General features: G+C 71.1%; 21 protein-coding genes, 1 pseudogene and 1 riboswitch. Of the genes and pseudogenes, 7 read left to right on the top strand and 15 right to left on the bottom strand.

The annotated features are described in order from the left end of the window. Positions 1–6: 6 nt before the first annotated feature. Together ACWFR1_RS18215 and ACWFR1_RS18210 are read right to left on the bottom strand one after the other, a co-directional pair. Positions 7–450 carry an SRPBCC family protein gene (locus tag ACWFR1_RS18215; RefSeq protein WP_384565947.1) on the bottom strand — a complete coding sequence of 148 codons (444 nt, stop codon included), beginning with the start codon at positions 448–450 and terminating at the stop codon, positions 7–9. 115 nt (positions 451–565) lie between these two features. Beyond that, positions 566–1,333: a metallophosphoesterase family protein gene (locus tag ACWFR1_RS18210; RefSeq protein ID WP_453552255.1), complete on the bottom strand. Its 768-nt coding sequence runs from the start codon at positions 1,331–1,333 to the stop codon at positions 566–568. Between the two features lie 254 nt (positions 1,334–1,587). On the opposite strand from ACWFR1_RS18210, the gene ACWFR1_RS18205 reads away from it, so the two are divergent. Next, entirely contained in the window at positions 1,588–3,384 is a 1,797-nt protein-coding gene (locus ACWFR1_RS18205) for an AMP-dependent synthetase/ligase (RefSeq protein WP_453552253.1), read from the top strand. A gap of 123 nt (positions 3,385–3,507) precedes the next feature. Then, the gene (locus ACWFR1_RS18200; protein WP_453552251.1) at positions 3,508–4,035 is read left to right on the top strand and encodes a hypothetical protein; all 528 of its coding nucleotides are present in this window, start codon (positions 3,508–3,510) and stop codon (positions 4,033–4,035) included. Here ACWFR1_RS18200 and ACWFR1_RS18195 read toward each other — a convergent pair. Then, positions 4,019–5,161 (bottom strand): glycosyltransferase family 4 protein, encoded by a 1,143-nt coding sequence (locus tag ACWFR1_RS18195; RefSeq protein ID WP_453552249.1) that lies wholly within the window; start codon positions 5,159–5,161, stop codon positions 4,019–4,021. The two genes, ACWFR1_RS18200 and ACWFR1_RS18195, sit on opposite strands and share 17 nt — an antisense overlap. Before the next feature lie 18 nt (positions 5,162–5,179). On the opposite strand from ACWFR1_RS18195, the pseudogene ACWFR1_RS18190 reads away from it, so the two are divergent. Then, a pseudogene (locus tag ACWFR1_RS18190) lies at positions 5,180–6,109 on the top strand (glycosyltransferase family 87 protein); the annotation flags it as partial. Positions 6,110–6,371: 262 nt separating this feature from the next. On the opposite strand, the gene ACWFR1_RS18185 reads toward ACWFR1_RS18190, so the two are convergent. After that, positions 6,372–7,829 carry an MATE family efflux transporter gene (locus tag ACWFR1_RS18185; protein ID WP_453552247.1) on the bottom strand — a complete coding sequence of 486 codons (1,458 nt, stop codon included), beginning with the start codon at positions 7,827–7,829 and terminating at the stop codon, positions 6,372–6,374. Positions 7,830–7,932: 103 nt separating this feature from the next. Between ACWFR1_RS18185 and ACWFR1_RS18180 the strand changes: the two genes are divergently transcribed. Beyond that, complete coding sequence (locus ACWFR1_RS18180) at positions 7,933–8,511, top strand: PadR family transcriptional regulator (protein WP_453552245.1); 579 nt, start codon at positions 7,933–7,935, stop codon at positions 8,509–8,511. Here the strand turns inward: ACWFR1_RS18180 and ACWFR1_RS18175 are convergent. From ACWFR1_RS18175 to ACWFR1_RS18155, 5 genes are all read right to left on the bottom strand, one after another. Continuing rightward, positions 8,468–9,709 (bottom strand): hypothetical protein, encoded by a 1,242-nt coding sequence (locus tag ACWFR1_RS18175; protein ID WP_453552243.1) that lies wholly within the window; start codon positions 9,707–9,709, stop codon positions 8,468–8,470. The two genes, ACWFR1_RS18180 and ACWFR1_RS18175, sit on opposite strands and share 44 nt — an antisense overlap. Positions 9,710–9,791: 82 nt before the next feature. Continuing rightward, a complete protein-coding gene (locus ACWFR1_RS18170; RefSeq protein ID WP_453552241.1) occupies positions 9,792–10,814 on the bottom strand; it encodes an NlpC/P60 family protein in 1,023 nt (340 codons plus the stop codon). Positions 10,815–11,004: 190 nt separating this feature from the next. Then, a complete protein-coding gene (locus tag ACWFR1_RS18165; RefSeq protein WP_453552239.1) occupies positions 11,005–12,051 on the bottom strand; it encodes an NlpC/P60 family protein in 1,047 nt (348 codons plus the stop codon). Between the two features lie 257 nt (positions 12,052–12,308). Then, the gene (locus ACWFR1_RS18160) at positions 12,309–13,673 is read right to left on the bottom strand and encodes an NYN domain-containing protein (RefSeq protein ID WP_453552237.1); all 1,365 of its coding nucleotides are present in this window, start codon (positions 13,671–13,673) and stop codon (positions 12,309–12,311) included. Positions 13,674–13,706: 33 nt separating this feature from the next. Then, on the bottom strand, positions 13,707–13,949 hold the full coding sequence (locus ACWFR1_RS18155; RefSeq protein ID WP_017238847.1) for a hypothetical protein: 243 nt from the start codon (positions 13,947–13,949) through the stop codon (positions 13,707–13,709). Positions 13,950–14,107: 158 nt separating this feature from the next. Between ACWFR1_RS18155 and ACWFR1_RS18150 the strand changes: the two genes are divergently transcribed. Together ACWFR1_RS18150 and ACWFR1_RS18145 are read left to right on the top strand one after the other, a co-directional pair. Beyond that, on the top strand, positions 14,108–14,842 hold the full coding sequence (locus ACWFR1_RS18150; protein ID WP_453552234.1) for a rhomboid family intramembrane serine protease: 735 nt from the start codon (positions 14,108–14,110) through the stop codon (positions 14,840–14,842). Beyond that, complete coding sequence (locus tag ACWFR1_RS18145; RefSeq protein WP_024755605.1) at positions 14,839–15,120, top strand: Lrp/AsnC family transcriptional regulator; 282 nt, start codon at positions 14,839–14,841, stop codon at positions 15,118–15,120. Before ACWFR1_RS18150 ends, ACWFR1_RS18145 begins: the two co-directional genes overlap by 4 nt. Positions 15,121–15,191: 71 nt before the next feature. Here the strand turns inward: ACWFR1_RS18145 and ACWFR1_RS18140 are convergent, their stop codons facing one another. The 6 genes from ACWFR1_RS18140 to ctaE all read right to left on the bottom strand — a co-directional run bounded on the left by ACWFR1_RS18140 (position 15,192) and on the right by ctaE (position 22,358). After that, positions 15,192–16,583 (bottom strand): aminotransferase class V-fold PLP-dependent enzyme, encoded by a 1,392-nt coding sequence (locus ACWFR1_RS18140; protein ID WP_453552232.1) that lies wholly within the window; start codon positions 16,581–16,583, stop codon positions 15,192–15,194. Between the two features lie 208 nt (positions 16,584–16,791). Continuing rightward, positions 16,792–16,908, bottom strand: a riboswitch (SAM riboswitch). Positions 16,909–16,985: 77 nt separating this feature from the next. Further along, a complete protein-coding gene (gene trpD / locus ACWFR1_RS18135) occupies positions 16,986–18,050 on the bottom strand; it encodes an anthranilate phosphoribosyltransferase (protein ID WP_453552230.1) in 1,065 nt (354 codons plus the stop codon). A 132-nt stretch (positions 18,051–18,182) separates the two neighbouring features. Next, positions 18,183–19,808: a cytochrome bc1 complex cytochrome b subunit gene (gene qcrB / locus ACWFR1_RS18130; RefSeq protein ID WP_453552228.1), complete on the bottom strand. Its 1,626-nt coding sequence runs from the start codon at positions 19,806–19,808 to the stop codon at positions 18,183–18,185. Further along, positions 19,805–20,857, bottom strand: a complete 1,053-nt coding sequence (qcrA, locus tag ACWFR1_RS18125) for a cytochrome bc1 complex Rieske iron-sulfur subunit (RefSeq protein ID WP_453552227.1) — start codon at positions 20,855–20,857, stop codon at positions 19,805–19,807. Before qcrA ends, qcrB begins: the two co-directional genes overlap by 4 nt. Further along, positions 20,854–21,663, bottom strand: coding sequence for a cytochrome bc1 complex diheme cytochrome c subunit (qcrC, locus tag ACWFR1_RS18120; RefSeq protein ID WP_453552225.1), 810 nt, complete (start codon positions 21,661–21,663; stop codon positions 20,854–20,856). The genes qcrA and qcrC overlap by 4 nt, the downstream gene beginning before the upstream one ends. Positions 21,664–21,737: 74 nt before the next feature. Beyond that, complete coding sequence (gene ctaE / locus ACWFR1_RS18115; RefSeq protein WP_141296084.1) at positions 21,738–22,358, bottom strand: aa3-type cytochrome oxidase subunit III; 621 nt, start codon at positions 22,356–22,358, stop codon at positions 21,738–21,740. 191 nt (positions 22,359–22,549) lie between these two features. Between ctaE and ACWFR1_RS18110 the strand changes: the two genes are divergently transcribed. Further along, positions 22,550–22,951, top strand: coding sequence for a hypothetical protein (locus ACWFR1_RS18110; RefSeq protein WP_453552223.1), 402 nt, complete (start codon positions 22,550–22,552; stop codon positions 22,949–22,951). Positions 22,952–23,186: the final 235 nt, after the last annotated feature.

Genomic DNA, 23,186 nt, shown 5'->3' with positions numbered 1-23,186 from the left:
GAGGCCTCACGCGCCGGATTCGACGCGCTTCTTCAGGCCGGCCAGGGCGCGGTCGATGATGACCTTCTCGGCCTTGCGCTTGATCATGCCGAGCATGGGGATCTTGACGTCGACGGTCAGCTGGTAGGTGACCTCGGTGCGGTCGCCGCCGCCGAGCGCGGCGAGCCGGTAGGAGCCGTCGAGGGAACGGAGCATCTGGGACTTGACCAGGGTCCAGCTGACCTCGTCGGCGCCGGTCCAGGTGTACGCCAGGGTGTGGTCGTCCTTGATGGCGCCGGCGTCGAGGAGCAGCCGGACCTTCTCCGCGCGGCCGGCGGCGTCCGTCTCCAGGACCTCGGCCTCCTTCACCTCGCCCGTCCACTCGGGGTAGCGGGCGAAGTCGGCGATCACACCCATGACGTCGGCCGGCGCCGCCTCGATGGTGATGCTCGAGCTGGTGTGTTCGGCCATCGCGGTGGCTCCTCCACTGTGCGGTCCGGCGAGAAGGCGAGAACTCGAAGGAAACGAAGGGCACGGACGTACGGATGTGCCGACGGCAGGCTATCGCGCCGCGGCTCCGCGCCCGTCACCACTCCAGGGCGAAGGGCCTGCCGGTCGACGCGAAGTGCCCGACGTTGACGCACTCGGTGGCCGCGATCCGCATCCGCCGGGCGAGCGGCTGGTGGACGTGGCCGAAGAGGGCGTACCGGGGCCGGGTGCGCCGGATCGCGTCGAGCAGGGCGCGGCTGCCGCGCTCGAAGCGGCGGGCCACCGTGTCGTACGTCAGCTCCGGCACGTCCGGCGGGATGTGGGAGCAGAGGATGTCGACGCCCCCGAGGGCCTCGACCTTGGCCGCGTACTCCTCGTCCGAGATCTCGTACGGGGTGCGCATCGGGGTGCGCAGTCCGCCGCCGACGAAGCCGACGGTGAGGCCACCGAGCTCGACGCGCTGTCCGTCGAGGACGGTCGTGCCCGGTCCGGCGAACTCGGTCCAGAGCCGGGGGATGTCGACGTTCCCGTAGGTGGCGTAGGTGGGGGTCGGGAAGGCGGCGAACAGCTCGGCGTACTGGCGGCGCACGGCGGTCTCGATGGCGGTGTCGCGGTCGACGTCAAGTCCGGCCCAGAGGCGGCGGCCCAGGTCACGGGCCTCGTCGAAGCGGCGGGCGGTGCGCAGTTCCACGAGTCTGTCGGCGTTCTCGACACCGAAGAGGTCGGGGAAGATCCCGCGGCCGTGGTCGGCGTAGTCGAGGAAGAGGACCAGGTCACCGAGGCATATGAGGGCGTCGGCGCCCTCTCCCGCCCTGGCGAGGTCGCCGGCGTTGCCGTGCACGTCACTGACCACATGGACTCGCATGAGCACACCTTAGGGGGTGTCACCTGCGGTTACTTCCGAGTCGGGAAACCTGTGGATTACTGTGCGCACAGCACCGTCATGCATGTGTGACGCACCGAACATCTGGCCGGGACCCCCTATCGGAACCATCTACCGATGGGTAACGTCCGGGCAGTCCAGTCGTGCTCACCCCCACTGAGCACCTGCCCGATCATGGACTTCACCGGTGCATCACACAGAGCCGTGGCGCCGGCGCCCGATGAGGAGCAGCAGTCTTGCGCGAGTTCAGCCTTCCGGCCCTGTACGAGGTCCCCACGGACGGCAATCTGACGGATCTCATCCGCCGCAACGCCTCCCGACACCCAGACGTCGCCGTGATGGGGCGCAAGGTCGACGGGGTCTGGACCGACGTGACCGCGACGCAGTTCCTCGCGGAGGTCCGCGGGGTCGCCAAGGGGCTGATCGCCTCGGGCGTCGAGCCGGGCGACCGGGTCGCGCTGCTGTCCCGCACGCGCTACGAGTGGGTGCTGCTCGACTTCGCGATCTGGAGCGCGGGCGGCGTGACCGTGCCGGTCTACGAGACGAGCTCCGCTGAGCAGATCCAGTGGATCCTCGGCGACTCGGGCGCCTCGCTGGCGCTCGTGGAGAGCCCGGCGCACGAGGCGTCGGTGGAGTCCGTCCGGGCGCGGCTCCCCGAGCTCAAGGGCGTCCGGCAGATCGAGGACGGCGCGATCGCCCGGCTCACCGCCGAGGGGGCGGACGTCTCCGACGAGTTGCTCGACGCGCGGATGTCGGCGGCGAACGCGGACGACCCGGCCACGATCGTCTACACCTCGGGCACGACCGGCCGCCCCAAGGGCTGTGTCCTGTCCCACCGGGCCTTCTTCGCCGAGTGCGGCAACATCGTGGAGCGGCTGAAGCCCCTCTTCCGTACCGGCGAGTGCTCGGTGCTGCTCTTCCTGCCGGCCGCGCACGTCTTCGGGCGGCTCGTCGAGGTCGCGTCCGTGATGGCGCCGATCCGCCTGGGCTGCGTCCCGGACATCAAGAACCTCACCGACGAGCTGGCCTCGTTCCGGCCGACGCTGATCCTGGGCGTGCCGCGGGTCTTCGAGAAGGTCTACAACTCGGCGCGGGCCAAGGCGCAGGCCGACGGCAAGGGCAAGATCTTCGACAGGGCCGCGCACACGGCGATCGCGTACAGCCGGGCGATCGGGACCCCCGAGGGCCCGTCCTTCGGCCTGAAGCTCAAGCACAGGGTCTTCGACAAGCTGGTCTTCAGCAAGCTGCGGGCGGTGCTCGGCGGGCGCGGCGAGTACGCGATCTCGGGCGGCGCGCCGCTGGGCGAGCGGCTCGGCCACTTCTTCCGGGGCATCGGCTTCACGGTCCTCGAGGGGTACGGCCTGACGGAGTCGTGCGCGGCGACCGCGTTCAACCCGTGGGACCGGCAGAAGATCGGCACGGTCGGTCAGCCGCTGCCGGGCTCGGTCGTGCGGATCGCCGACGACGGCGAGGTCCTGCTGCACGGCGAGCACATCTTCTCGCGGTACTGGAACAACGAGGCGGCGACGGCCGAGGCGCTGGCTGACGGCTGGTTCCACACGGGCGACATCGGCACGCTCGACGAGGACGGCTACCTCGCGATCACGGGCCGCAAGAAGGAGATCCTGGTGACGGCGGGCGGCAAGAACGTCGCCCCGGCGGTCATCGAGGACCGGATCCGGGCGCACGCACTGGTCGCGGAGTGCATGGTGGTCGGCGACGGGCGCCCGTTCGTGGGCGCGCTCGTCACCCTGGACGAGGAGTTCCTCGGCCGCTGGGCCGCCGACCACGGCAAGCCGGCGGGCTCGACGGCGGCCTCCCTCCGCGAGGACGGCGAGCTCCTGGCGGAGGTCCAGCGCGCGATCGACGACGGAAACGCCGCGGTCTCCAAGGCCGAGTCGGTCCGCAAGTTCCGTGTCCTGCCCGCCCAGTTCACGGAGGAGGCGGGCCACATCACCCCGTCCCTGAAGCTGAAGCGGAACGTGGTGGCGAAGGAGTTCGCGGACGAGATCGAGGCGATCTACCAGGGCTGAGCCCTGGAAGCGGACCGTACGGCTGGAGGCCCGGGGCGACATCGCTCCGGGCCTCCAGCCGTTTCCGCACCCCACCGCACCGAGACTTGAACACGTTCAACTCCGGGTGGCAGGATGCCTCCCATGAAGATCGCAGGGGGAAGCGCGTCGCACGGGCTCCGCGGGTACGGGGTGGTGGTGGCGCTGCTCGCCACCCTGACCGGCTGCCTCGCCGGGCCGGCCCAGTACTACGAGGGGACGGACGTCCACGACGCCACGGCGGCCGAGGTCGCCGGGGTCTGGGAGTCCACCGAGGGCACCTCGATGACGCTGCGCCCGGACGGAACGGCGACCGTCACCCGGCTCGACGGCGCGGACTTCGACTTCGACGAGGGCTGGCGGCTCTCCGGCAAGGGCACCTGGTCCCTCGCCGACGACCCCGACGGGCAGGACGTGCGCCTGAAGCTCACCCAGCGCACCAAGGTCGACCGGCGAGCGGACGCCACCATGCCCCCGCCGGACGGCGGGGACCCGCCCACCGCCTACACCTGGCGCTTCTTCGTGGACCGCGACGAGCGGCGCGAGCTCGTCCTGTTCTTCTTCTACGGCGATCCCGACGGCGGCTCCAGCTACGTCATGACGCGCGAGCCGTCCGCTACAGCAGCTCCCTGAGCCGCTCCGCCAGCAGGTCCCAGCGCCACCTCTCCTCGACCCAGGACCGGCCGCGCTCGCCCATGCGGGCGCGGAGCCCGGGGTCGAGCAGGAGGGTGGCGACGCGGTCGGCGGTCTCCTCGGCGGATTCGCCGCGGACGACCCAGCCGGTCCCGCCGTCGAGGACGGCGTCGGGGGCGCCGCCGGAGTCGCCGGCGACGACCGGGAGGCCGGTGGCCGAGGCCTCCAGGTAGACGATGCCGAGCCCCTCGACGTCGAGGCCGCCGCGGCGGGTGCGGCAGGGCATGGCGAAGACGTCGCCGGCCCCGTAGTGGGCGGGGAGTTCCGACCAGGGGACGGCGCCGGTGAAGCGTACGGATCCGGCCACGCCGGTCTCGGTCGCGAGGCGGCGCAGGTCGTTCTCGTACGGGCCGCCTCCGACGATCAGGAGGACCGCGTCCGGGACCCGGCGCAGGATCGCGGGCAGGGCCCTGATCAGGGTGTCCTGGCCCTTGCGCGGGACGAGCCGGGAGACGCAGACGACGACGGGCCGGTCGCTGAGCCCGAGGCGGGCGCGGACGTCGGCGCCGCCCGAGTCGGGGTGGAACGTCTTCTCGTCCACCCCGGGCGGGAGCTGGACCATCCGCCCGGCGGCGGCGGGCGTGAGGGCCTCCGCGATCCGGGAGCGGGTGTACTCGCCGAGGTACGTGATGGTGTCCGTGCCCTCGCCGATGCGGCGCAGCAGCTGTCGGGCGGCGGGGAGTTGGGCCCATCCCGCCTCGTGGCCGTGGGTGGTGGCGACGAGCCGCCGCGCGCCCGCCCTGCGCAACGCGGGGGCCATCAGGCCGAGCGGTGCCGCGGCGCCGAACCACACGGACCGGCAGCCGTGCTCGCGCAGCAGCGCGGTGGCGCGGGCGGTGACCCGGGGTGTGGGCAACAGCATGGTGGTGCGATCGCGGACAACCGTGAAAGGCTGTTCGGCGTCGAACAGAGCGGTCGCCTCGACCCCTTCGCGGCTTCGCTTCCAGGTGGAGGCGTAGACCACGATCTGTTCGGGATCCAGGCGCAGCGCCATGTTGTGCAGGAACGCCTGGATTCCGCCGGGTCGCGGCGGGAAGTCGTTGGTTACGATCAGGGTCTTGTCCATCGTGGCCGACAGTACGCGATGGGCACTCACCGCCCGGCACCACCACTCTCCGCGCGAGCGGACCGACAGGACAAGGACGATTCAGTGATGACGGGCGGCGCGGTGAAGAACGGTTCACTCACGGGTCTGCGGCTTCCGCTCGGCCTCTGGGCCCTCACCAGGGCCATCCTGCTGCTCTGCGTCTTCAAGGTCGTCGTCGTCCCCGGGCCGGACATCACCTTCGACATCTCGCACATCTACCAGGGCTGGTACGAGGTCCTGCGGACGGGCACGTACCCGCTGGACGACGTCACGTGGCAGTACCCGCCGGCCGCGGCCCTCGCGGTCCTCTCGCCCGTGCTGCTGCCGTTCCTCGACTACGCGTCCGCCTTCTTCCTCCTCGCCTTCCTCTGTGACGCGTTCATCTTCGGGCTGCTCCTGCACACGGGCCGCCGCGCGGGCCGGACGCTCTACGGCGCCTGGATCTGGATCGCGGGCATCGCGCTGCTCGGCCCGATCACGTACGCCCGGTACGACGTGATGGTGACCGCCGTCGCCGTCGCGGGGCTGCTCGCGGCCGGCCGGAGTCCGCGTGTCCTCGGCGCGCTCGCCGGCTTCGGCGCGGTCCTGAAGGTGTGGCCCGCGCTGATCCTCGCGGGTACCGCGAAGGGCCGCGCGACCTTCCGCTCCTGGTCGACGGCGGCGGGCGCGGCGGCCGCCGTCCTGCTGCTGTGCGTGCTGTGGATGCCGGGGGCGCTGGCCTTCCTCTCCTACCAGCGGGACCGGGGCACCGAGGTCGAGTCGCTGGGCTCGATGGTCTTCCACGTGATCCGGCACTTCGGCTGGGACGGCGAGCCGCGGATGAACTTCGGCTCGATCGAGTTCCTCGGCCCGCACGTCTCCACGGTCTCCACCTTCGCCCTCGGCCTCACCATCGCCGCCTTCGCCTGGCTCCTGCTGTGGCGGATCCGTTCGCGCCGCTTCACCTCGTCGACGGTGGCGGACGCGGCCTTCGTGGCCGTGCTGCTGTTCACGGTCACGAGCCGGGTGCTCTCCCCGCAGTACATGCTGTGGCTGGTCGGTCTGGGCGCGGTCTGCCTCGCCTACCGGTCGAGCCGGATGCGGCGGCCCGTGCACCTGGTGATCTGGGCGGCGGGGGTGACGCAGTTCGAGTTCCCGGTGTGGTTCTCGCACGTGACGCGCAGCGACCCGCTGGGCATCGCGGTGCTGTTCACCCGGAACGGCCTGCTGATCGCCGCCGCGCTGATCGCCTGCCGGATCCTGTGGCGCCAGACGGTGACGGAGCCGCGTCTCGCCGCGGCCACCATCCCGGCCCAGGCGACGCACCCGGAGCGCGAGAAGGCCCTCTCCGGCTCCTTCTGAGGGACGGCTCCTCCTGGTGGGCAGCGAGGACACGGCGGCTCAGCAGGCCGAGGGCCGCGCACTGGACCGCCATGGCGAGAGCCATCGCCAGACAGATCCCGGCGAGTCCGAACCCTGACAGGGCGTACGCGAGCGGCAGCTGCACGAGGACGCCGACGACGGTGATCCGGGCGAGGTACGGACCGGCCCCGCTGCCCTCGAAGACTCCGGCGACCCCGATGAAGCAGGCCATGAGCAGCAGGTAGGGGCCGAGGCAGCGCAGGAAGAGCGCGCCCGCCTCCGCCACCGCGGGCTCGGCGCCGAAGGCGCGCATCACGGGCCCGGCACCCAGGAGCAGCAGCCCGGCGGCGGCCGCGCCGAGGACGGCGGCGAGGAGCAGGGCCTGCCGTTCGACCGCCCGCCGCTCGTCCGTGCCGCCGCCGACAAGGTGAGCGGTGTGGATCCCGGCGGCCTGCTTGACGGCGTAGAAGGCCATGGTGGCGACGTACATGGCCTTGGTGGCGATGCCGTAGGCGGCGGTCTCGGTGACGCCGAGCCGCGCGACGACGGAGACGAGGGCGAGTGCCCCGGCCATCCGGACGGTGAAGTCGACGGACGTGGGGAGGCCGGTCGCGGCGGTACGGCGCAGGGCGGCGGTGGTCGACAGGGTGGGGCGGACGGTGCGCGCCGCCTTCAGCAGCGGGGTCCGGCGCAGGACGAGCAGGCCTGCGGCGAGGGCGACGGTCCGGCCGGTGACGGTGGCGAGCGCGGCGCCCTGGACTCCGTACGCGTGGATGAGCAGCGGATCCAGGACGAGGATCAGTCCGTTGGCGAGGAAGGCGAGCCGCATGGGGGTACGGGTGTCCCCGGCGCCCTTGAGGACGCCGTCGAGGACGTTCGTGGCGAAGAAGACGGCCGTGCCGGGGAGCGAGACCGCGAAGTAGGCGGTGGCCAGGGCGTGCGCCGGGTGGCCGGGGCCGCCGAGCAGCAGGGCGGCCAGCGGGTCGCGCAGCAGGTACCCGCCGAGGGCCACGGGCGGTACGAGCAGGGCGCAGAGGACGGTGCCACCCCGGACGGCGGCGCGGACGGCGGCGGGATCGTCGGCGCCGCGGGCGCGGGCGACGAGCACGGTGGTGCCGGAGCCGGCCATGAGGACGACGCCGAGCAGGAGGTTCTCGACGTTGGTGGCGACCGCGACGGCGGCGACCGCGTCCCCGCCGAGCCGGGCGACCCAGACCATGTTGATGACGCCCGCGGCGACCCCGGCGAGGAGTTCGAAGTAGACGGGCCGGGCGAGCCGGACGAGTGCGCGGCGGTGTGCGGACATGCGAAAGAGATCCCCCCTCTTTTCGAGATACCTCGAAAAGAGGTATCTCGAAAAGAAGTAGCATGACGGCCGGTGGCACGACAAGCGCGAAGGAGGCCGGCCTGTGCTGGAGCTGTCGATCCTGGGCTTCCTGTACGAGAAGCCCCTGCACGGGTACGAGCTGAAGGAGCGCATCCAGGGCCTGAGCGGCCACGTCCGCCCGGTCAGCGACGGCGCCCTCTACCCGGCGATCGCCCGCCTCGTGAAGAACGGCCTCGTCGACAGCCGCACGGAGCCCGGCGCGAGCGCCGCCCCGCGCCGCACGCTCTCCCTCACCCCGGACGGCCGCCGGGAGCTGCTCGCCCGGCTGCGGAACCCCAAGGACGCCGAGATCACCGACGGGCAGCGGTTCTTCACCGTGCTCTCCTTCCTCGGCCGGCTCCCCGAGCCGGCGGAGCAGGCGGCCGTGCTCCGCCGCCGCCAGGAGTTCCTCTCCGCCCCGGCCGGCTTCTTCTACGAGGGCGGGACCCCGGTGCGCGCCGAGGACGAGCCCGACCTCTTCCGGCAGGGCATGCTGCGGATCGCTCGCGCCACGGGCACGGCGGAGAAGGCCTGGCTGACCGAGGCCCTCGAAGAACTGGACGCGCGGGCGGCGCGCGTCAGCCGAGCCGTTCCGTCAGAAACGTCCGCCACGCGGCCGTGAACTCCTCCGGGGTGGTGTCCAGGACCTCCTGGAGCGCCTTCTCCACCGCGCCCTCCCGGGCCGGATGCGCCCCCACCGCCCGGTAGAACTCCGTCAGCTCCGTCTCGCCCCAGCGCTCCGCGATCAGCTCGCACGCGAGCCAGCCGCTCTCGTAGGCCCGGGCGAGCGACTCCGCGTCGCCGCCGAAGGCGAAGTCCGTGTCCTCCGGGAGCCGGACCGGCGGCTCGCCCGCGCGGACCGCGCGCCGCAGCTCGGGGGCGGCCTGGGCGGTGGTCCGGCCGGTGCCCCGGTAGCCGACCCAGTCGGCGAAGCCCTCGGAGAGCCAGACCGGCGTGGCCGGTGAGGTGTGAGCGCGGGTGGCGACGTGGACCGTCTCATGGGTGAGGACGAACTGCCGGCCGAAGTCGCCGAGGCCCCCGTACGCCTCGGGGTTGACGATGACCCGGTCCGCCGGCGCGTCCGCCCCGCCCTCGGTCTCCCCCGTGGTGACGGCGGCGATGCCCCGGTAGGAGGCGCCCGGTGCCCCGAGCAGCCCGCCCATGGCATCCAGGGAGCCTGGAACGAGGACGACGACCTCGCGGGCCCACTCCGAGGACCAGGCCGCGCTCACGGCGGGGACCGCCCGGTCGGCGGCCTCGGCGATGTCCCGGAGCCGCTCCGGGTCCTGGCCGACGCCGAGGACGAGCGAGCGGGCGCCCCGGACGGTCCGTACCTCCCCCTGCTCCCAGAGCTGCCGCGGCGCGCCCTCCGCGGGCCGGTCACCGGTCACGTACCAGCGCCCGTCCCGCTCGGCCAGGTCCAGGACGCGGTCGCTGGTGACGGGTCCCCCGTCGTGGCCACGGAAGCGGTAGCCGAGCACGGCGCGGGCCGTGACCTCGTCCTCGTCTGTGCGGTCGATCCCGGTGACCCGGTACGTCCAGTCGTCGAGCGGCACCTTCGCGAGCCGCCGGAACTCGGTCACGGCGGTCGGCGCGTAGGCGGGGTCGAGGGCGGCGCGGAAGCCGGGCTCGTCGCGGTCGAGGAGCGCCCTGGCGTGTCCGTCGAGGAGCGTCTGTATCTCCCGGGACGCCGCGGCCGTCGCCGAGGCCGTGTCCATGGTTCGACCCGCCGCACAGCCGGCGAGCCCGGTGAGCGCGAGCAGCAGGGCGAGCAGGCAGGCCGCGGCCGGTCGCCGCGCTCCACACCCCTGACCTGCCACGCCAACGATCGTACGGTCGGTACCGCTTCCGGTACGGCGGATCGGCGAAAGGACCGGCGACGGGCCCGGCGACCGCGCGGGCTCAGACCCGGGTCACCGTCACGTTCGACATCATGTTCACCGGGTCGTAGCGGACCCGCGCGCCCGGGTAGGGGGCGTGGATGACCTGTCCGTTGCCCGCGTAGATCCCCACGTGGCTGGCGTCGCCGCGGTACGTGACCAGGTCGCCGGGCTGCGCCTGCGAGAGCGGCACCTGCCGGCCCGCGTGCCGCTGCGCGGAGGAGGTGCGCGGCAGGCTGATCCCGGCCTGCCGGTACGACCAGACCATCAGGCCCGAGCAGTCGAAGCCGGTGGGCCCGGTCGCCCCCCACACGTACGGTTTGCCGATCGCGCTGCGGGCGGCGAGCACCGCGGCCGAGGCCCGTGAGGAGCCGGGGCCGAGGTCGGCGAGGGGCGGCAGCTCCCCGGCGGCCTCCGCGCGTCCACCGGAGCGGGAGGCACGGTCGTAGTCGGCGCGCTCCTCGACGGTGAGGGAGGCGAGGAGGCGGCGGGCCTCGGCGAGCTTGCGCTCGACGGTGCGCTTGTGGCGGGCCACCTCGGCCCGGCTGCGTTCGAGCTCGACGAGGGCGGTGCGTGCCTCGTCCCGCTTCTGGTTCAGCCGGCGCTGCTCCCGCTGGAGTTCGCCGAGCGCCGCGCCCTGCCGGGCGGTGGCGCGGTCGAGGACCGAGGCGCGCTCCAGATAGCTGTCGGGGTCGGAGGAGAGCAGCAGCGCGAGGGCGGGGTCGATGCCGCCGGAGCGGTACTGGGCGCCGGCGACCGAGCCGAGGGCGCCCCGCATGTGGTTGATGCGCTCCTGGCCGCGGGCGAGTCCGTCCTGTGCCCGGGAGACCGTCCGGCGCAGCGCGTCCGCCTTCTCGTCCGCCTTGTTGTAGCCCTCGGTGGCCTTCTCGGCCTCCTCGAAGAGGCGGTCGACGGTGGCCCGGGTGGCCGTGGGCGTGGTCCCGGGGTCGGCGCTCGCGGGGACGGCCCCGAGGGACGCCGCCGCGGTGGCCGCGGCGGCTGCGGTCAGGACGGTGACCCTCGCGGGTCGGCGGTGGGACGCCACTAATCGCGCTCCGTTCGGCTCGACGCAGACTGGCGCGGCAGACAGTAGCCGCTGATCACGTCACGTCCAACGAAGGCGCCGGGCACACAAAGTGACGCCCCGCCGGAGATCACAGGTCACCGGCGGGGCGTCAGGTCAGCGAGCGTCCGGGCGAACCACCCGTTTGGGCGGCATACCGGAGCGGGGTGTGTCAGCCTCCGACGCGGACGCCGAACTGGAACGTGCCCATGTAGCTCATCGACTCGTAGCGGACGCTGGCGCCCGGCTTGGGGGCGTGCAGGATCGTGTTGTTGCCCGCGTACAGACCCACGTGCGACAGGCCGTTGAAGAAGACCAGGTCGCCCGGCTTGAGCTGGCTGCGGCCGATCTTCGTGCCGTCGTTCTGCTGGGTGTACGTGGTGCGGGTGAGCCTGGCGCCGGCCTGGCGGTAGGCCCACTGGGTCAGACCCGAGCAGTCGTAGGCGTTGGGGCCCTCGGCGCCGGAGACGTACGGCTTGCCGATCTGGGAGGCGGCGGCGTTGAGCGCGGCGGCGCCGAGGCCGCTCGCGGGGGCCTCGTTGCCGAGGTCGAGCCGCTCGCCGGCGGCGCGGCTGGCCCGCTGCTCCTTGGCCCGCTCCTCCTGCTCCAGCCTGGCCTTCTCGGCCGCCGTGAGGGTGTTGAGGAGCTTCTGCGCCTCGGCGAGCTTGCTCTGGTACTTCTGCTTCTTCGCACCGAGGGTCTTGCGGACGTCCTCGAGGTCGGCCAGCTTCGTGGTCGCCTCGGCGCGCTGCTGCGCGAGGGTCCGCTGCTTGGCCTGGATCGAGGTGAGGACGTCGGCCTGCTGGGCGCTCAGCTGGTCGATCGCGGACGCCTTGTCGAGGTAGGTGTCCGGGTCGGCGGAGAGGAAGAGCTGGAGCGCCGGGTCGATGCCGCCGGAGCGGTACTGGGCGCTGGCGACCGAACCGATCTGGTTGCGCAGGGTGTTGAGCTCCTGCTGACCGCGGGCCACCTTGTCCTGGAGGTTGCTGATCTCCGTCTGCAGCGTGCCGCGGCGCTCTTCGGCCTGGTTGTACTGCTCCGTGGCCTCTTCGGCCTCGTGATGGAGCTCGTCGACCTTCGACTTGACCTCGTCGATCTTGGGCTTGGGGGCCGCCTGGGCTCCGGACTGGGCGGAGAGCGCGACGGCGGCGGCCGCGGCCGCGGTGAGCACGGTCACGCGGGCACGGCTCGGCTGCTTGGGTCGACGGTGGGACGCCACGAAGGCGAGCTCCTTCTTCCTCAGAGCCGCCCAACCGGTGAGGGGCAGGCGGTTCCTCCGCCGTCACCCCGGATGGGTGATCAACCGCGCGAAGGTTCGAAGCCTGACCCTAGTGACCAAGTTGTGATCAGTTCAAATCCCACTGGCAAAAATATCGCTCACGCAGCACTTTGTTTACCCACACCACACGGGCAGTGATGACCACTTGACGGTGCGCCATCCAGAATTCGGGCATAAAGCCCAGGAGTTACGAGACGTTACGAGAGCCGCGAAAGCCGCTTCAGCAACAATGCGGACGCCACGGGCCTCGCACCCGCCTTCGCCACTCCGTCGGCCACCTCGCGGTCGGTGGAGACCACCACCACGGGCCGCCCCGGCGGCTCGGCCCGGACCAGCTGACGGATCAACTCGTCCGCCGTCACGCCGGGCTTGGAGAAGAGCACGCGCACCCCGCGCGGCGGCGCGAGCAGTACCGGGGCCGCCAGTTCCGCCCCGTCGAAGACACACGTGACCTCGGCGCCCGAGCGGGCCGCGAGGGCCGAGAGGCTCCCGAGGAGCCGCAGCCGCTGCTTCTCCAGCGGCATCGTCGGATAGCCGGTCTTGGTGACGTTGTAGCCGTCGACCACCAGATGGGCCTGCGGCAGCGCGAGCAGTTGGTCGAGCAGCGCCGGATCGGTCTCGGAAAGCGCCCGTGCCGCGATGTCCTTCGGGGACATCCGCCCCGGCTCCACCGCGTCGACGGTGTCCGCCGGGTGTACGGAGACGGGGGGCAACGCCAGTTCGCGGCGCAGCCCCTGGGCCGCGTCCAGGACCGTGTCGAGCAGCAGCCGCAGCCGCATGTCCTCCACCGAGCGGCCCTCGCGCGCGGTCCTGCGGCTCGCCTCCAGCGCCGCCTCGACCTCGGCGAGCCGGGCCTTGAGCCGCCGGCTCTCGCTCTCGGCGGCCGACACCTGGGCCGCCGCCTCCGCCCGCGCGGTGTCGATCTCGCCCTGCGCGCGGCGCAGCGCGGCCTCACCGCGCTTCACATCGCTCTGGGCGCTGCGCAGCTTGCGGTGAAGCGATTCCGCTTCCCTCCGGGCGGCGTCCAGATCGTGGCGCAGCTCCTCCGTCTCGCCCCGGGAGCGGTCCTTCGCGGCGGCGAGCTCCTCGCGCAGCCGATCCAGTTCGCGCCGACCGGCCTCGTCGGCCCGCTCGGCGTCCGCCCGCTGGGCCTCCTCGCCCGCGGCGGCGACGAGCTTGACCCAGCCGACCGGACGCAGCACGTAGGCGGCGGCCGCCACGTCGAGCGGGTCGGCGGCGGCGGGCGGGGTGCCCGTCTCGACGGCACCGGCGAGCTCGGGCTGGGACTGCTTGAACCGCTCGCCGATCCGCTGACGGAAGAGCGGGTCGCTCTCCAGGGCGGCCGCCATCGCGTTTCCGGCGAACTTGGCCCGCCGGCTCGCGGTGAACCGCGCGTACTGCCGCAGGGGGGCCGGCAGCTCCGAGACGGTCAGCCCGCCGAAGGCGTCCGCGACCAGCGCGACGACCCGCCGACGTACACCTTCCGCCAGTGGGTGGTCGAGCGTCTCGGCAGCGTCACCTGCCGCGCCGGCCGGCTCTCCACCGTGCGCGGGCTGCTCCACGATCCGTCACCCCTATGTCGTCCGCGCCGCCCCTCAGGAGGCGGCGCCCGGCCTGTCCACCAGTTCGATCTGGTCCACCGCGTTGCACCAGCGGCAGCGGACCGACTCGATGGTCTCACTGACCACCTGCCGCTCCTCGACCGTCGGGTCGCCCGCGAGGTCCAGATGGACGTACTCCACGACCTTGGACGAGCGGGTCACGTCGAAGCGGGTCAGGTTGCCACAGAGCGTGCAGCGCCAGCGAGTCTCGGCGGTCGGCAGGGGAACCGTCGTCATCGAGCCGTCCTTCTTCCTGTTGCGTGGTACCAGGTGCGGGAGCCGCGGTGCGCCGTCGAACTGCGGTCGTACTGCCCGTTACCCTACGGCCTCGCCGGTGCGCCGGAGCACGGCGAGGCACTCTGTCCAGTTCGGCCCCGGTACGCCATGATCTGTCCATGATCGACTGGCGAGCGGCTACCCGGGGTGCCTGGCGGGGCACCCGCGGCGGCCCCACGGTGACCTACTGCCTCATCGCCGCCTGCTGCCTCCTCTTCGCGATGAGCCCGGTCTCCGGACTCAACCCGGTGTACGGCACGGGGGACGCGCTCCTCGCGGCCCAGGGCGCGTACTTCCGCCGCTGGGGCGTGGTCCCCGCCGAGCTGATGGCCGGCGACCCCCACGCCCTGCTCACCCCGCTCACCGCGCTCTTCGTCCACGGCAGCTGGCTCCATCTGCTGGGAAACATGCTCTTCCTGTACGTCTTCGGCGCGATGGCCGAAGAGCGCATGGGCCCCGTCGAGTTCGCCCTCTTCTACCTGGGCACCGGCTACCTCGCCCTGGTCGGGTACGCCGTGGCACACGCGAACAGCGAGCAGACGCTCGTCGGGGCGTCCGGGGCGATCTCCGGGGTGCTCGGGGCCTTCCTCTTCCTCTTCCCGCGCTCCCGGGTGACCAGCCTCTTCCCCTTCCTCTTCTTCCTGCCGCTGCGCTTTCCCGCCTGGATCGTGCTGATCTTCTGGTTCGTGCTCCAGTGGCTGGCGGCGCGGGCGGCCGGACCGGGCCCCGGCGTCGCCTATCTGGCCCACGTGGTGGGCTTCTCCCTCGGCTTCCTCTACGCCTGGGGCCGCTACCGGGGTGGGGATAGAGTGAAGGCTCCAGCCGCGGCGACCGAGGGAGAAAGCCAGCCGTGATCACCGCGATCGTGCTCATCAAGACCAGCGTGGACCGCATCCCCGAGATCGCCGAGTCGATCGCGGCGCTCGACAGCGTCAGCGAGGTCTTCTCGGTGACCGGGACCTACGACCTGATCGCCATGGTCCGGGTGTCGCGCCACGACGACCTGGCGGACGTCATCCCCGGCAGCATCAGCAAGATCCCCGGCGTCGAGGCCACGGACACGCACGTGGCGTTCCGGACGTACTCCCAGCACGATCTGGAGGCGGCCTTCGCCATCGGCCTGGAGTCCTGAGGCCGCGCACGCGTCACGACGGAAGGGGGCCTCCCGGCCGGGAGGCCCCCTTCACCCGTACGAGTGACTGATCAGCCGCGGTCGGGGACGCAGCGGCCGTCCTCGGTGCGGTACTTCCACTGCGCGCCGTCCCGGACAAGCTCCTTCACGGCGCCGACGAACCGCTCCACGTGCTCGTCCGGCGTACCGGCGCCGAAGCTCACCCGGATCGCGTTGAGGGACCGCTCCCCCGGGGTCGCCTCGGGGGAGCCGCACTCGCCCTGGGTCTGCGGGTCGCTGCCGAGCAGTGTGCGGACCAGCGGGTGGGCGCAGAAGAGGCCGTCACGGACGCCGATGCCGTACTCGGCGGAGAGCGCGGCGGCGAAGTGGGAGCTGTTCCAGCCCTCCACGACGAAGGAGATGACGCCGACGCGGGGCGCGTCGTCGCCGAAGAGCGAGAGCACCTTGACCTCGGGGACCTCGGCGAGGCCCGCGCGGACCGTGTCGATCAGGTGCTGCTCGCGGGCGACGAGCTGGTCGAAGCCGGCCTCGGTGAGCGCCCTGCAGGCGGAGGCGATGGAGTAGACGCCGATGACGTTCGGGGAGCCGGCCTCGTGGCGGGCGGCGGTGGTGTGCCACTCCACGTCCACGCCGCCGTCGGCGCGGCGCGCCACCTTGCGGGAGGCGCCGCCGCCCGCGAGGTACGGCTCGGCGTCCTGGAGCCAGTCGGAGCGGCCCGCGAGGACGCCCGAGCCGAAGGGCGCGTACAGCTTGTGCCCGGAGAAGGCGACCCAGTCCACGTCCAACTCCTGTACGGAGACGGGGTGGTGGGGCGCGAGCTGGGCGGCGTCGAGCACGGTCCTGGCGCCGTGGGCGTGGGCGGCGGCGGCGAGCTCCTTCACCGGCCACAGCTCACCGGTGACGTTCGAGGCACCGGTGACGCAGACCAGGGCGGGGCCGTAGGGGTCGCGGTCGGCGAGTGCCCGCTCCAGGGTCGCGACGGCCTGCTCGGGGGTGCGGGGCGCGTTGAGGTAGGTGACGTGGGCGTCCTGCCAGGGCAGCAGCGAGGCGTGGTGCTCGGTCTCGAAGACGAAGACCTGGCAGTCGGCGGGGAGCGTGGCCGCGAGCAGGTTGAGGGAGTCGGTGGTGGAGCGGGTGAAGACGACCTGGTCGCCCGGGCGGCAGTCGAGGAACTCGGCGACGGTGACGCGGCTGTTCTCGAAGAGGTCGGTGGAGAGCTGGGAGAGGTAGCCGGCGCCGCGGTGGACGCTGCCGTAGTAGGGGGCGTACGCGGCGACGTCGTCCCACACCCGCTGGAGCGCCGGGGCGCTGGCGGCGTAGTCGAGTGCCGCGTAGGTCACTTCGCCACCGGTGACGAGCGGGACGGTGACGTCCCGGCCGAGGACCGGCAGCGGGGCGGCGCAGCAGGGGTCGGCGGACTCGGAGTCGGCGGTCACGACAGCGGCGTTCGGGTATGCGGACATGGCGGTATCTCCCGGCGGGCGGTGCGGAATGGCTTCGGTGATCCCGTACGCGGCCGGACATGGCGGGGTACGGGTGATGCCTCGGAGGACATGGGGGTACGCGAAAGTGACCCTGATCCGAGGGTGAAGAAGGGGCGGATTCGCCCTATCGCATTCGCTTGCTCACGGAAAAAGCTCCTCGAGAGACCAGGACCCCTGGTGGTCGAGGGGCCCGCGCTTGCCGTGGACCTTGCTGTCCACGGCCTGGTCTTCACCCGGGGCACCCCGCCACGGACGGAGGGTTGCCGGACAGCAAGCCGGGGCTTCGTAGCTGTCACTCATGACCTGGCATGCATCCTGCCACATGATCGCGGATGCGTAAGACCCCGGTCCGCATGCTGGACCGGGGCCTCGAAGGAACCGCTACGCGTTGCTGGCGGCGACCCAGCGCTCCAGGGTGCGGTGGGCCGCGCCGGAATCGATCGCCTCCGCGCCCTTCGCGATACCGGCGCGCAGCTGCTCCGCCAGGGTGCCCTCGCCGGGCTCCAGGGCGGTGAGCGCCGCCGCGGTGTTGAGGAGCACCGCGTCCCGTACGGGCCCGGTCTCCCCCGCGAGGAGCCGGCGGGCGACGTCGGCGTTGAAGGACGCGTCCGCGCCGCGCAGCGCCTCCAGGGGTACGAGGTCGATGCCCACGTCCCGCGGGTCGAAGCGCTCCTCGGTCACCGTGCCGCCGCGGACCACCCAGACCCGCGAGGTGGAGGTGGTCGTCAGCTCGTCCAGGCCGTCGTCGCCGCGGAACACCAGGGCGGAGTTGCCGCGCTCGGCGAAGACCCCGGCCACGATCGGTGCCATGCGCGCGTCGGCGACGCCGACGGCCTGGGCGCGGACCCTCGCCGGATTGGTCAGCGGGCCGAGGACGTTGAAGGTCGTGCGGATCCCCAGCTGGCCGCGCGCGGCGGCGACGTGCCGCAGCGCCGGGTGGAACTTCACCGCGAAGCAGATGGTGATGCCGGCTTCCTCGGCGACCTCGGCGACCCGCCGGGGGGTCAGGTTCAGATTGATGCCGAGCTTCTCCAGGACGTCGGAGGAGCCGGAGGCGGAGGACGCGGCGCGGTTGCCGTGCTTGACGACCTTCGCGCCCGTGCCGGCGGCCACGATCGAGGCCATCGTGGAGATGTTCACGGTCTTGGCGCCGTCGCCGCCGGTGCCGACGATGTCGACGGCGGGGCCGGGCACCTCGATCACGTTGGCGTGCTCGTACATGCTCCGTACGAGGCCGGTGATCTCCGCGACCGTCTCGCCCTTGGCGCGCAGCGCCACCATGAACCCGGCGATCTGGGCGTCGGTGGCCTCGCCGCGCATGATGAGGTCCATCGCCCAGGCCGTGTCGTCGGCGGCGAGGTCACGGCCTTCGAGCAGGCCGTTCAGGAGGACGGGCCAGGAGCGGCCCGCCGACGTAGGTCCTCCAGCGGGGGTCACAGCGCTCATGGCAGCTCCTGGGTCATCACGTAGGGGAATACAAGGTCCACCCTATCGAGCCCGGAAGACGGCGAAGAGCCCCGTCCATCGAATGGACGGGGCTCTCACCGTGGCGACCTACGTCATCGGAAGGTCAGGGGATCAGTGGTGGCCGTGGCCGCTCTGGATCTCCTTGTACTCCTCCGAGGTGGGCTTGGCGATCTGGCTGTCATCGCCGTAGTAGCCCTTGTTGAGCTTGACCCGGAGCTTCTCGATCGCGCCGATCTTGCGCTCCACGCCGTTCTCGTCGACGGCCGGCGGAAGCTCCGCGGCCGCGTACTGCTCGTGCGCCGTGAGCTTGTGCAGCTCGCCCTGGCTCAGCGGGGTGTGGACCTCGACGAACTCACCGTGCGGCAGGCGCTTGATGATGCCCGACTCGCGGCCGTGCAGCACCTTGTCCTTGTCCCGGCGCTGGAGGCCGAGGCAGATCCGCTTGGTGACGATGAACGCGATGACCGGGCCGAGGAAGAAGAAGATCCGCACGAACCAGGTGATCGAGTTGATCGACAGGTGGAAGTGGGTCGCCCAGAGGTCGTTTCCACCACCCACGAGCATGATCATGTACGCGGTGATCCAGGCGACACCGAAGGCGGTGCGCGTCGGAGCGTTGCGCGGGCGCTGCGCGATGTGGTGCTCGCGCTTGTCGCCGGTGATCCAGGACTCGATGAACGGGTAGACCGCGATCGCCGCGAGGACCGCGGGGAAGATCGCCAGCGGGATCATCACGCCCAGGACGAGCGTGTGGCCCCAGAGGTTGATCTCCCAGCCCGGCATGACACGGATCAGCCCCTCGGCGAAGCCCATGTACCAGTCGGGCTGGGCGCCGGTGGACACCTGGTCCGGGCGGTACGGGCCGAGCGCCCAGATCGGGTTGATCGAGGCGATCGCCGAGATGACCGCGATGACACCGAAGACCAGGAAGAAGAAGCCTCCGGCCTTCGCCATGTACACGGGCAGCAGCGGCATGCCCACGACGTTCTTGTTCGTACGGCCGGGGCCCTCGAAGTGCGTGTGCTTGTGGACGAACACCAGGATCAGGTGAGCGACCACCAGGCCCAGCATGATGCCGGGCAGGAGCAGCACGTGCGCCGAGTAGAACCGGGCCACGAAGTCGCCGCCGGGGAACTCCCCGCCGAACAGGAACATCGAGAGGTACGTGCCGACGACCGGCACGGACAGGATCGCGCCCTGCATGAAGCGGACACCGGTGCCGGAGAGCAGGTCGTCCGGGAGCGAGTAACCGGTGAAACCGGTGAACATGCCCAGGAAGAACAGCAGGAAGCCGAACAGCCAGTTGATCTCACGCGGCTTGCGGAACGCGCCGGTGAAGAACACGCGCATCATGTGCACGAACATGCCGGCGAGGAAGATCAGCGCCGCCCAGTGGTGGATCTGCCGGATCAGCAGACCACCGCGCACCTCGAACGAGATGTGCATGGTCGAGTTGAACGCCTCGGACATCAGCTGTCCCTGGAGCGGGACGTACGGTCCGACGTACTCCACCTCGTTCATCGACGGGTGGAAGAACATCGTCAGATAGACGCCCGTCAGGATGATGATGAGGAAGCTGTAGAGGCAGATCTCGCCCAGCATGAAGGACCAGTGGTCCGGGAAGATCTTCCGCATGTTGGCCTTGGCCAGCGTGTAGATCCCCAGGCGACCGTCGGCCCAGTCGGCTACCCGCTCACCGGCGGGGGCCTTCTTGTTCGTATCCGTCACGGTGCTCATCCGCGCTCCCAGAAGGCAGGGCCGACGGGCTCGTCGAAGTCGCCGAGCGCCTCCAGGAAGCCCTTGTCGTTCACGCCGATCCGCAGCTGCGGGAGGGCGTGACCGGCCGGGCCGAAGATGACACGGGCGCCGTCGGAGAGGTCGAAGGTGGACTGGTGGCACGGGCAGAGCACGTGATGCGTCTGCTGCTCGTACAGGGAGATCGGGCAGCCCACGTGGGTGCAGATCTTCGAGAAGGCGACGACGCCCTGGTGCGACCACTCGAGCTCGCGCTTGTCCTTGATGTCCTCCGGCTGGATCCGGACGATCATCAGGGCGGCCTTGGCGATCTCGACCTGGAAGTCGTGGTCGTGCTCCGTCATGCCCTCGGGCATCGCGAAGGTCAGCGAACCGACCGCGACGTCCTCGGGACGCAGCGGCTCGTGCGTGTTCATGTTGATCAGCTGCTTGCCCTTGGCCCACTTCGTGGTCCGGAGCTTCTTCTCGGGCAGCGGACCCATGTCACGCAGGAGCATGACGCCGGAGAGGGGGACGAGCGCCAGCGCACCGAACAGCGTGTTGCGGATGAGCTTGCGGCGGCCGAAGCCGGACTCGGCGGCACCGGCCGCGAAGTCCGACATGACCTTCGCCTTGACCTCGGGCGACGCCGCCATCGGGTGACGCTCGTCGGCGACCTCGACGTCGGACATCAGGGTGCGGGCCCAGTGGACCGCGCCCGCGCCGATGAAGAAGAGAGCCGCACCGAGGGTCAGACCCAGGGCGAAGTTGAGCGAGGACACCCGGCCGAAGGGCCAGATGTACACGATCTGATCGACCGGGAAGATCACGTACGACGCGATGAAGCCGACCGTGGCCAGCATCGACAGCGTGAACATGAAGGCGACCGCACGCTCGGACCGCCGGGCGGCCCGCTCGTCGATGTCCTGGATGCGCGGCTTGTGGGGCGGGAGGCCCGGGTCGGCGAACGGGTCGTCGGCGACCTTCACCGCGCCGTGCGCGGTGTCCTGCCCTGCGGGCAGGTTCTCTTCTGGAATCTCTTGGGTACTCATGACTTCTTGGCCTTAGCGGTGTGGGCCGCGACCCAGATGGCAACTGCGATGAGCGCACCCAGACCGAAGATCCAGGCGAACAGACCCTCGGAGACGGGGCCGAGGCCGCCGAGCTTGAGACCGCCCGGGTTGTCGGCCTTGTCGCTGTTGACGGCCTGGACGTACGCGATGATGTCCTTCTTCTCCTTCTCCGGCATGGTCGTGTCCGGGAAGGAAGGCATGTTCTGCGGGCCGGTCTGCATGGCCTCGTAGAGGTGCTTCGGGCTCACGCCTTCGAGGCTCGGGGCGTACTTGCCGTTGCTCAGCGCGCCGCCCTCACCGGTGAAGTTGTGGCACTGGGCGCAGTTGGAGCGGAACAGCTCGCCACCCTTGGCGACGTCCGCACCGGCAGGGTTGTACTGACCCTCGGTCGGCGTGATCGCACCGGCACCGAGAGAGGCGACGTACGCCGCGAGCTGATCGATCTCAGCCTGCGAGTAGATGACCTTCTTCTTCGGGACCTGGGCGCCCGGCTGCTGGGCCGGCATGCGGCCCGTGCCGACCTGGAAGTCGACCGCGGCCGAACCGACGCCGACCAGGGACGGGCCGTCAGAGGTTCCCTGACCGCCGGTTCCGTGGCAGCTGGCGCAGCCGACGGAGTAGAGCTTCTTGCCCTCCTCGATCGCGAGGGACTGGGCGGTTTCATCGGCCTTCGCCGTGCCCGCGGGCGCGAACGCGGCGTACAGCCCCCCAGTGGCCGCCAGCGCGAGTAGGAGGACGACGACCGCCGCCAGCGGATGGCGTCGTCGTGCGGAGAGCTTTTTCACGGATTACCCCGGTGTCAGGATCTTCTGCGTCGATGCTTGCTGGATGTCTCGGTCCGCCGTGTCGGCGGGACCGATTACTTGATCATGTAGATCGTGGCGAAGAGGCCGATCCAGACGACATCGACGAAGTGCCAGTAGTAGGACACGACGATGGCGGCGGTTGCCTGCTCGTGGGTGAACCTCTTGGCGGCGTACGTCCGGCCGAGGACCAGCAGGAAGGCGATGAGACCGCCCGTCACGTGCAGGCCGTGGAAGCCGGTGGTCAGGTAGAACACGGAGCCGTACGGGTCCGACGAGAGCGAGAGGCCCTCGTGCTTGACCAGCTCGGTGTACTCGAAGACCTGGCCGCCGATGAAGATCGCACCCATCACGAACGTGATGATGAACCACGTCCTGAGCTTCTTCACGTCGCCCCGCTCGGCGGCGAAGACGCCGAGCTGACAGGTGAGGGAGGAGAGCACCAGGATCGTGGTGTTGGTCGCCGAGAACGGGAAGTTCAAGGCCGAGGCCTTTTCCGCCCAGAACTCGGGACCTGTCACCGATCGCAGGGTGAAGTACATCGCGAAGAGGGCCGCGAAGAACATCAGCTCGGAGCTCAACCAGATGATGGTTCCGACGCTGGTGAGGTTCGGTCGATTGACCGACGGGTGCGCGTGCCCTGTTTCTACTGTCGTTACTGTCGCCACGACCGACATTATGTCGGTCGCTTATCCCGCCCTCACTCCGGGGGGTGCCGTTCGGAGTGTCAGGGGGGCGTGTCCAGCCCGAACGGCCCATCGGAAGCCCCTTCGAACAGGTGCTGAACGGGTGTTGACGGGGTGTGGACCGGAGTAGCATCCCGCGCATCGATCGACGACCTTCCCACGGACTTCCCCACGGAGGAACGATGCAGTCGAGTGCCACGGTCCTGGTCTACAGCGACGACGCGAACACCCGCGCGCAGGTGCGCCTCGCCGCGGGGCGCAGGCCCGCGGCCGACGTGCCGCCGGTCGAGTTCGTGGAGTGCGCGACGCTGCCCGCGGTGCTGAAGCGCCTGGACGAGGGCGGTGTCGACGTCTGCGTCCTGGACGGCGAGGCGGTGCCCGCCGGCGGCATGGGCGTCTGCCGGCAGATCAAGGACGAGGTCTTCAGCTGCCCGCCGGTGCTGCTGCTCATCGGGCGCCCGCAGGACGCCTGGCTGGCCACCTGGAGCCGCGCGGACGCCGCGATCACCCTTCCGGTGGAACCGGTGGAGTTCGCGGCGTCCCTGGCCGCCCTGCTGCGCAGCCGCCTCTCGATTGACGCGTAACGCTGCGCCTGGCGAGTGAGCCGAAGGGGCGCGGCCAGGGGAACAGGGCCGAGCGCGCGGAGCCTCCTGAGGAACGAAGGAGGCGAGCACGGTCGGCCCTGTGAGTCCGGCTTGAGCGCCCCGGAGGCGAACCGAGCCCCAGGGCGTGTTTCGAAAGTAGCGTCGTCTGCCCGAAGGGCAGGCCGGGCGGCGTCTGGTGCGTGCGATCGCAAGGCGGAGGGTCGTCCCGATACTG

Source organism: Streptomyces sp. NPDC055103, assembly GCF_053607625.1.
The sequence above is the reverse complement of the archived record's forward strand: the minus strand, read 5'-3'. Positions and strand labels throughout refer to the sequence as shown.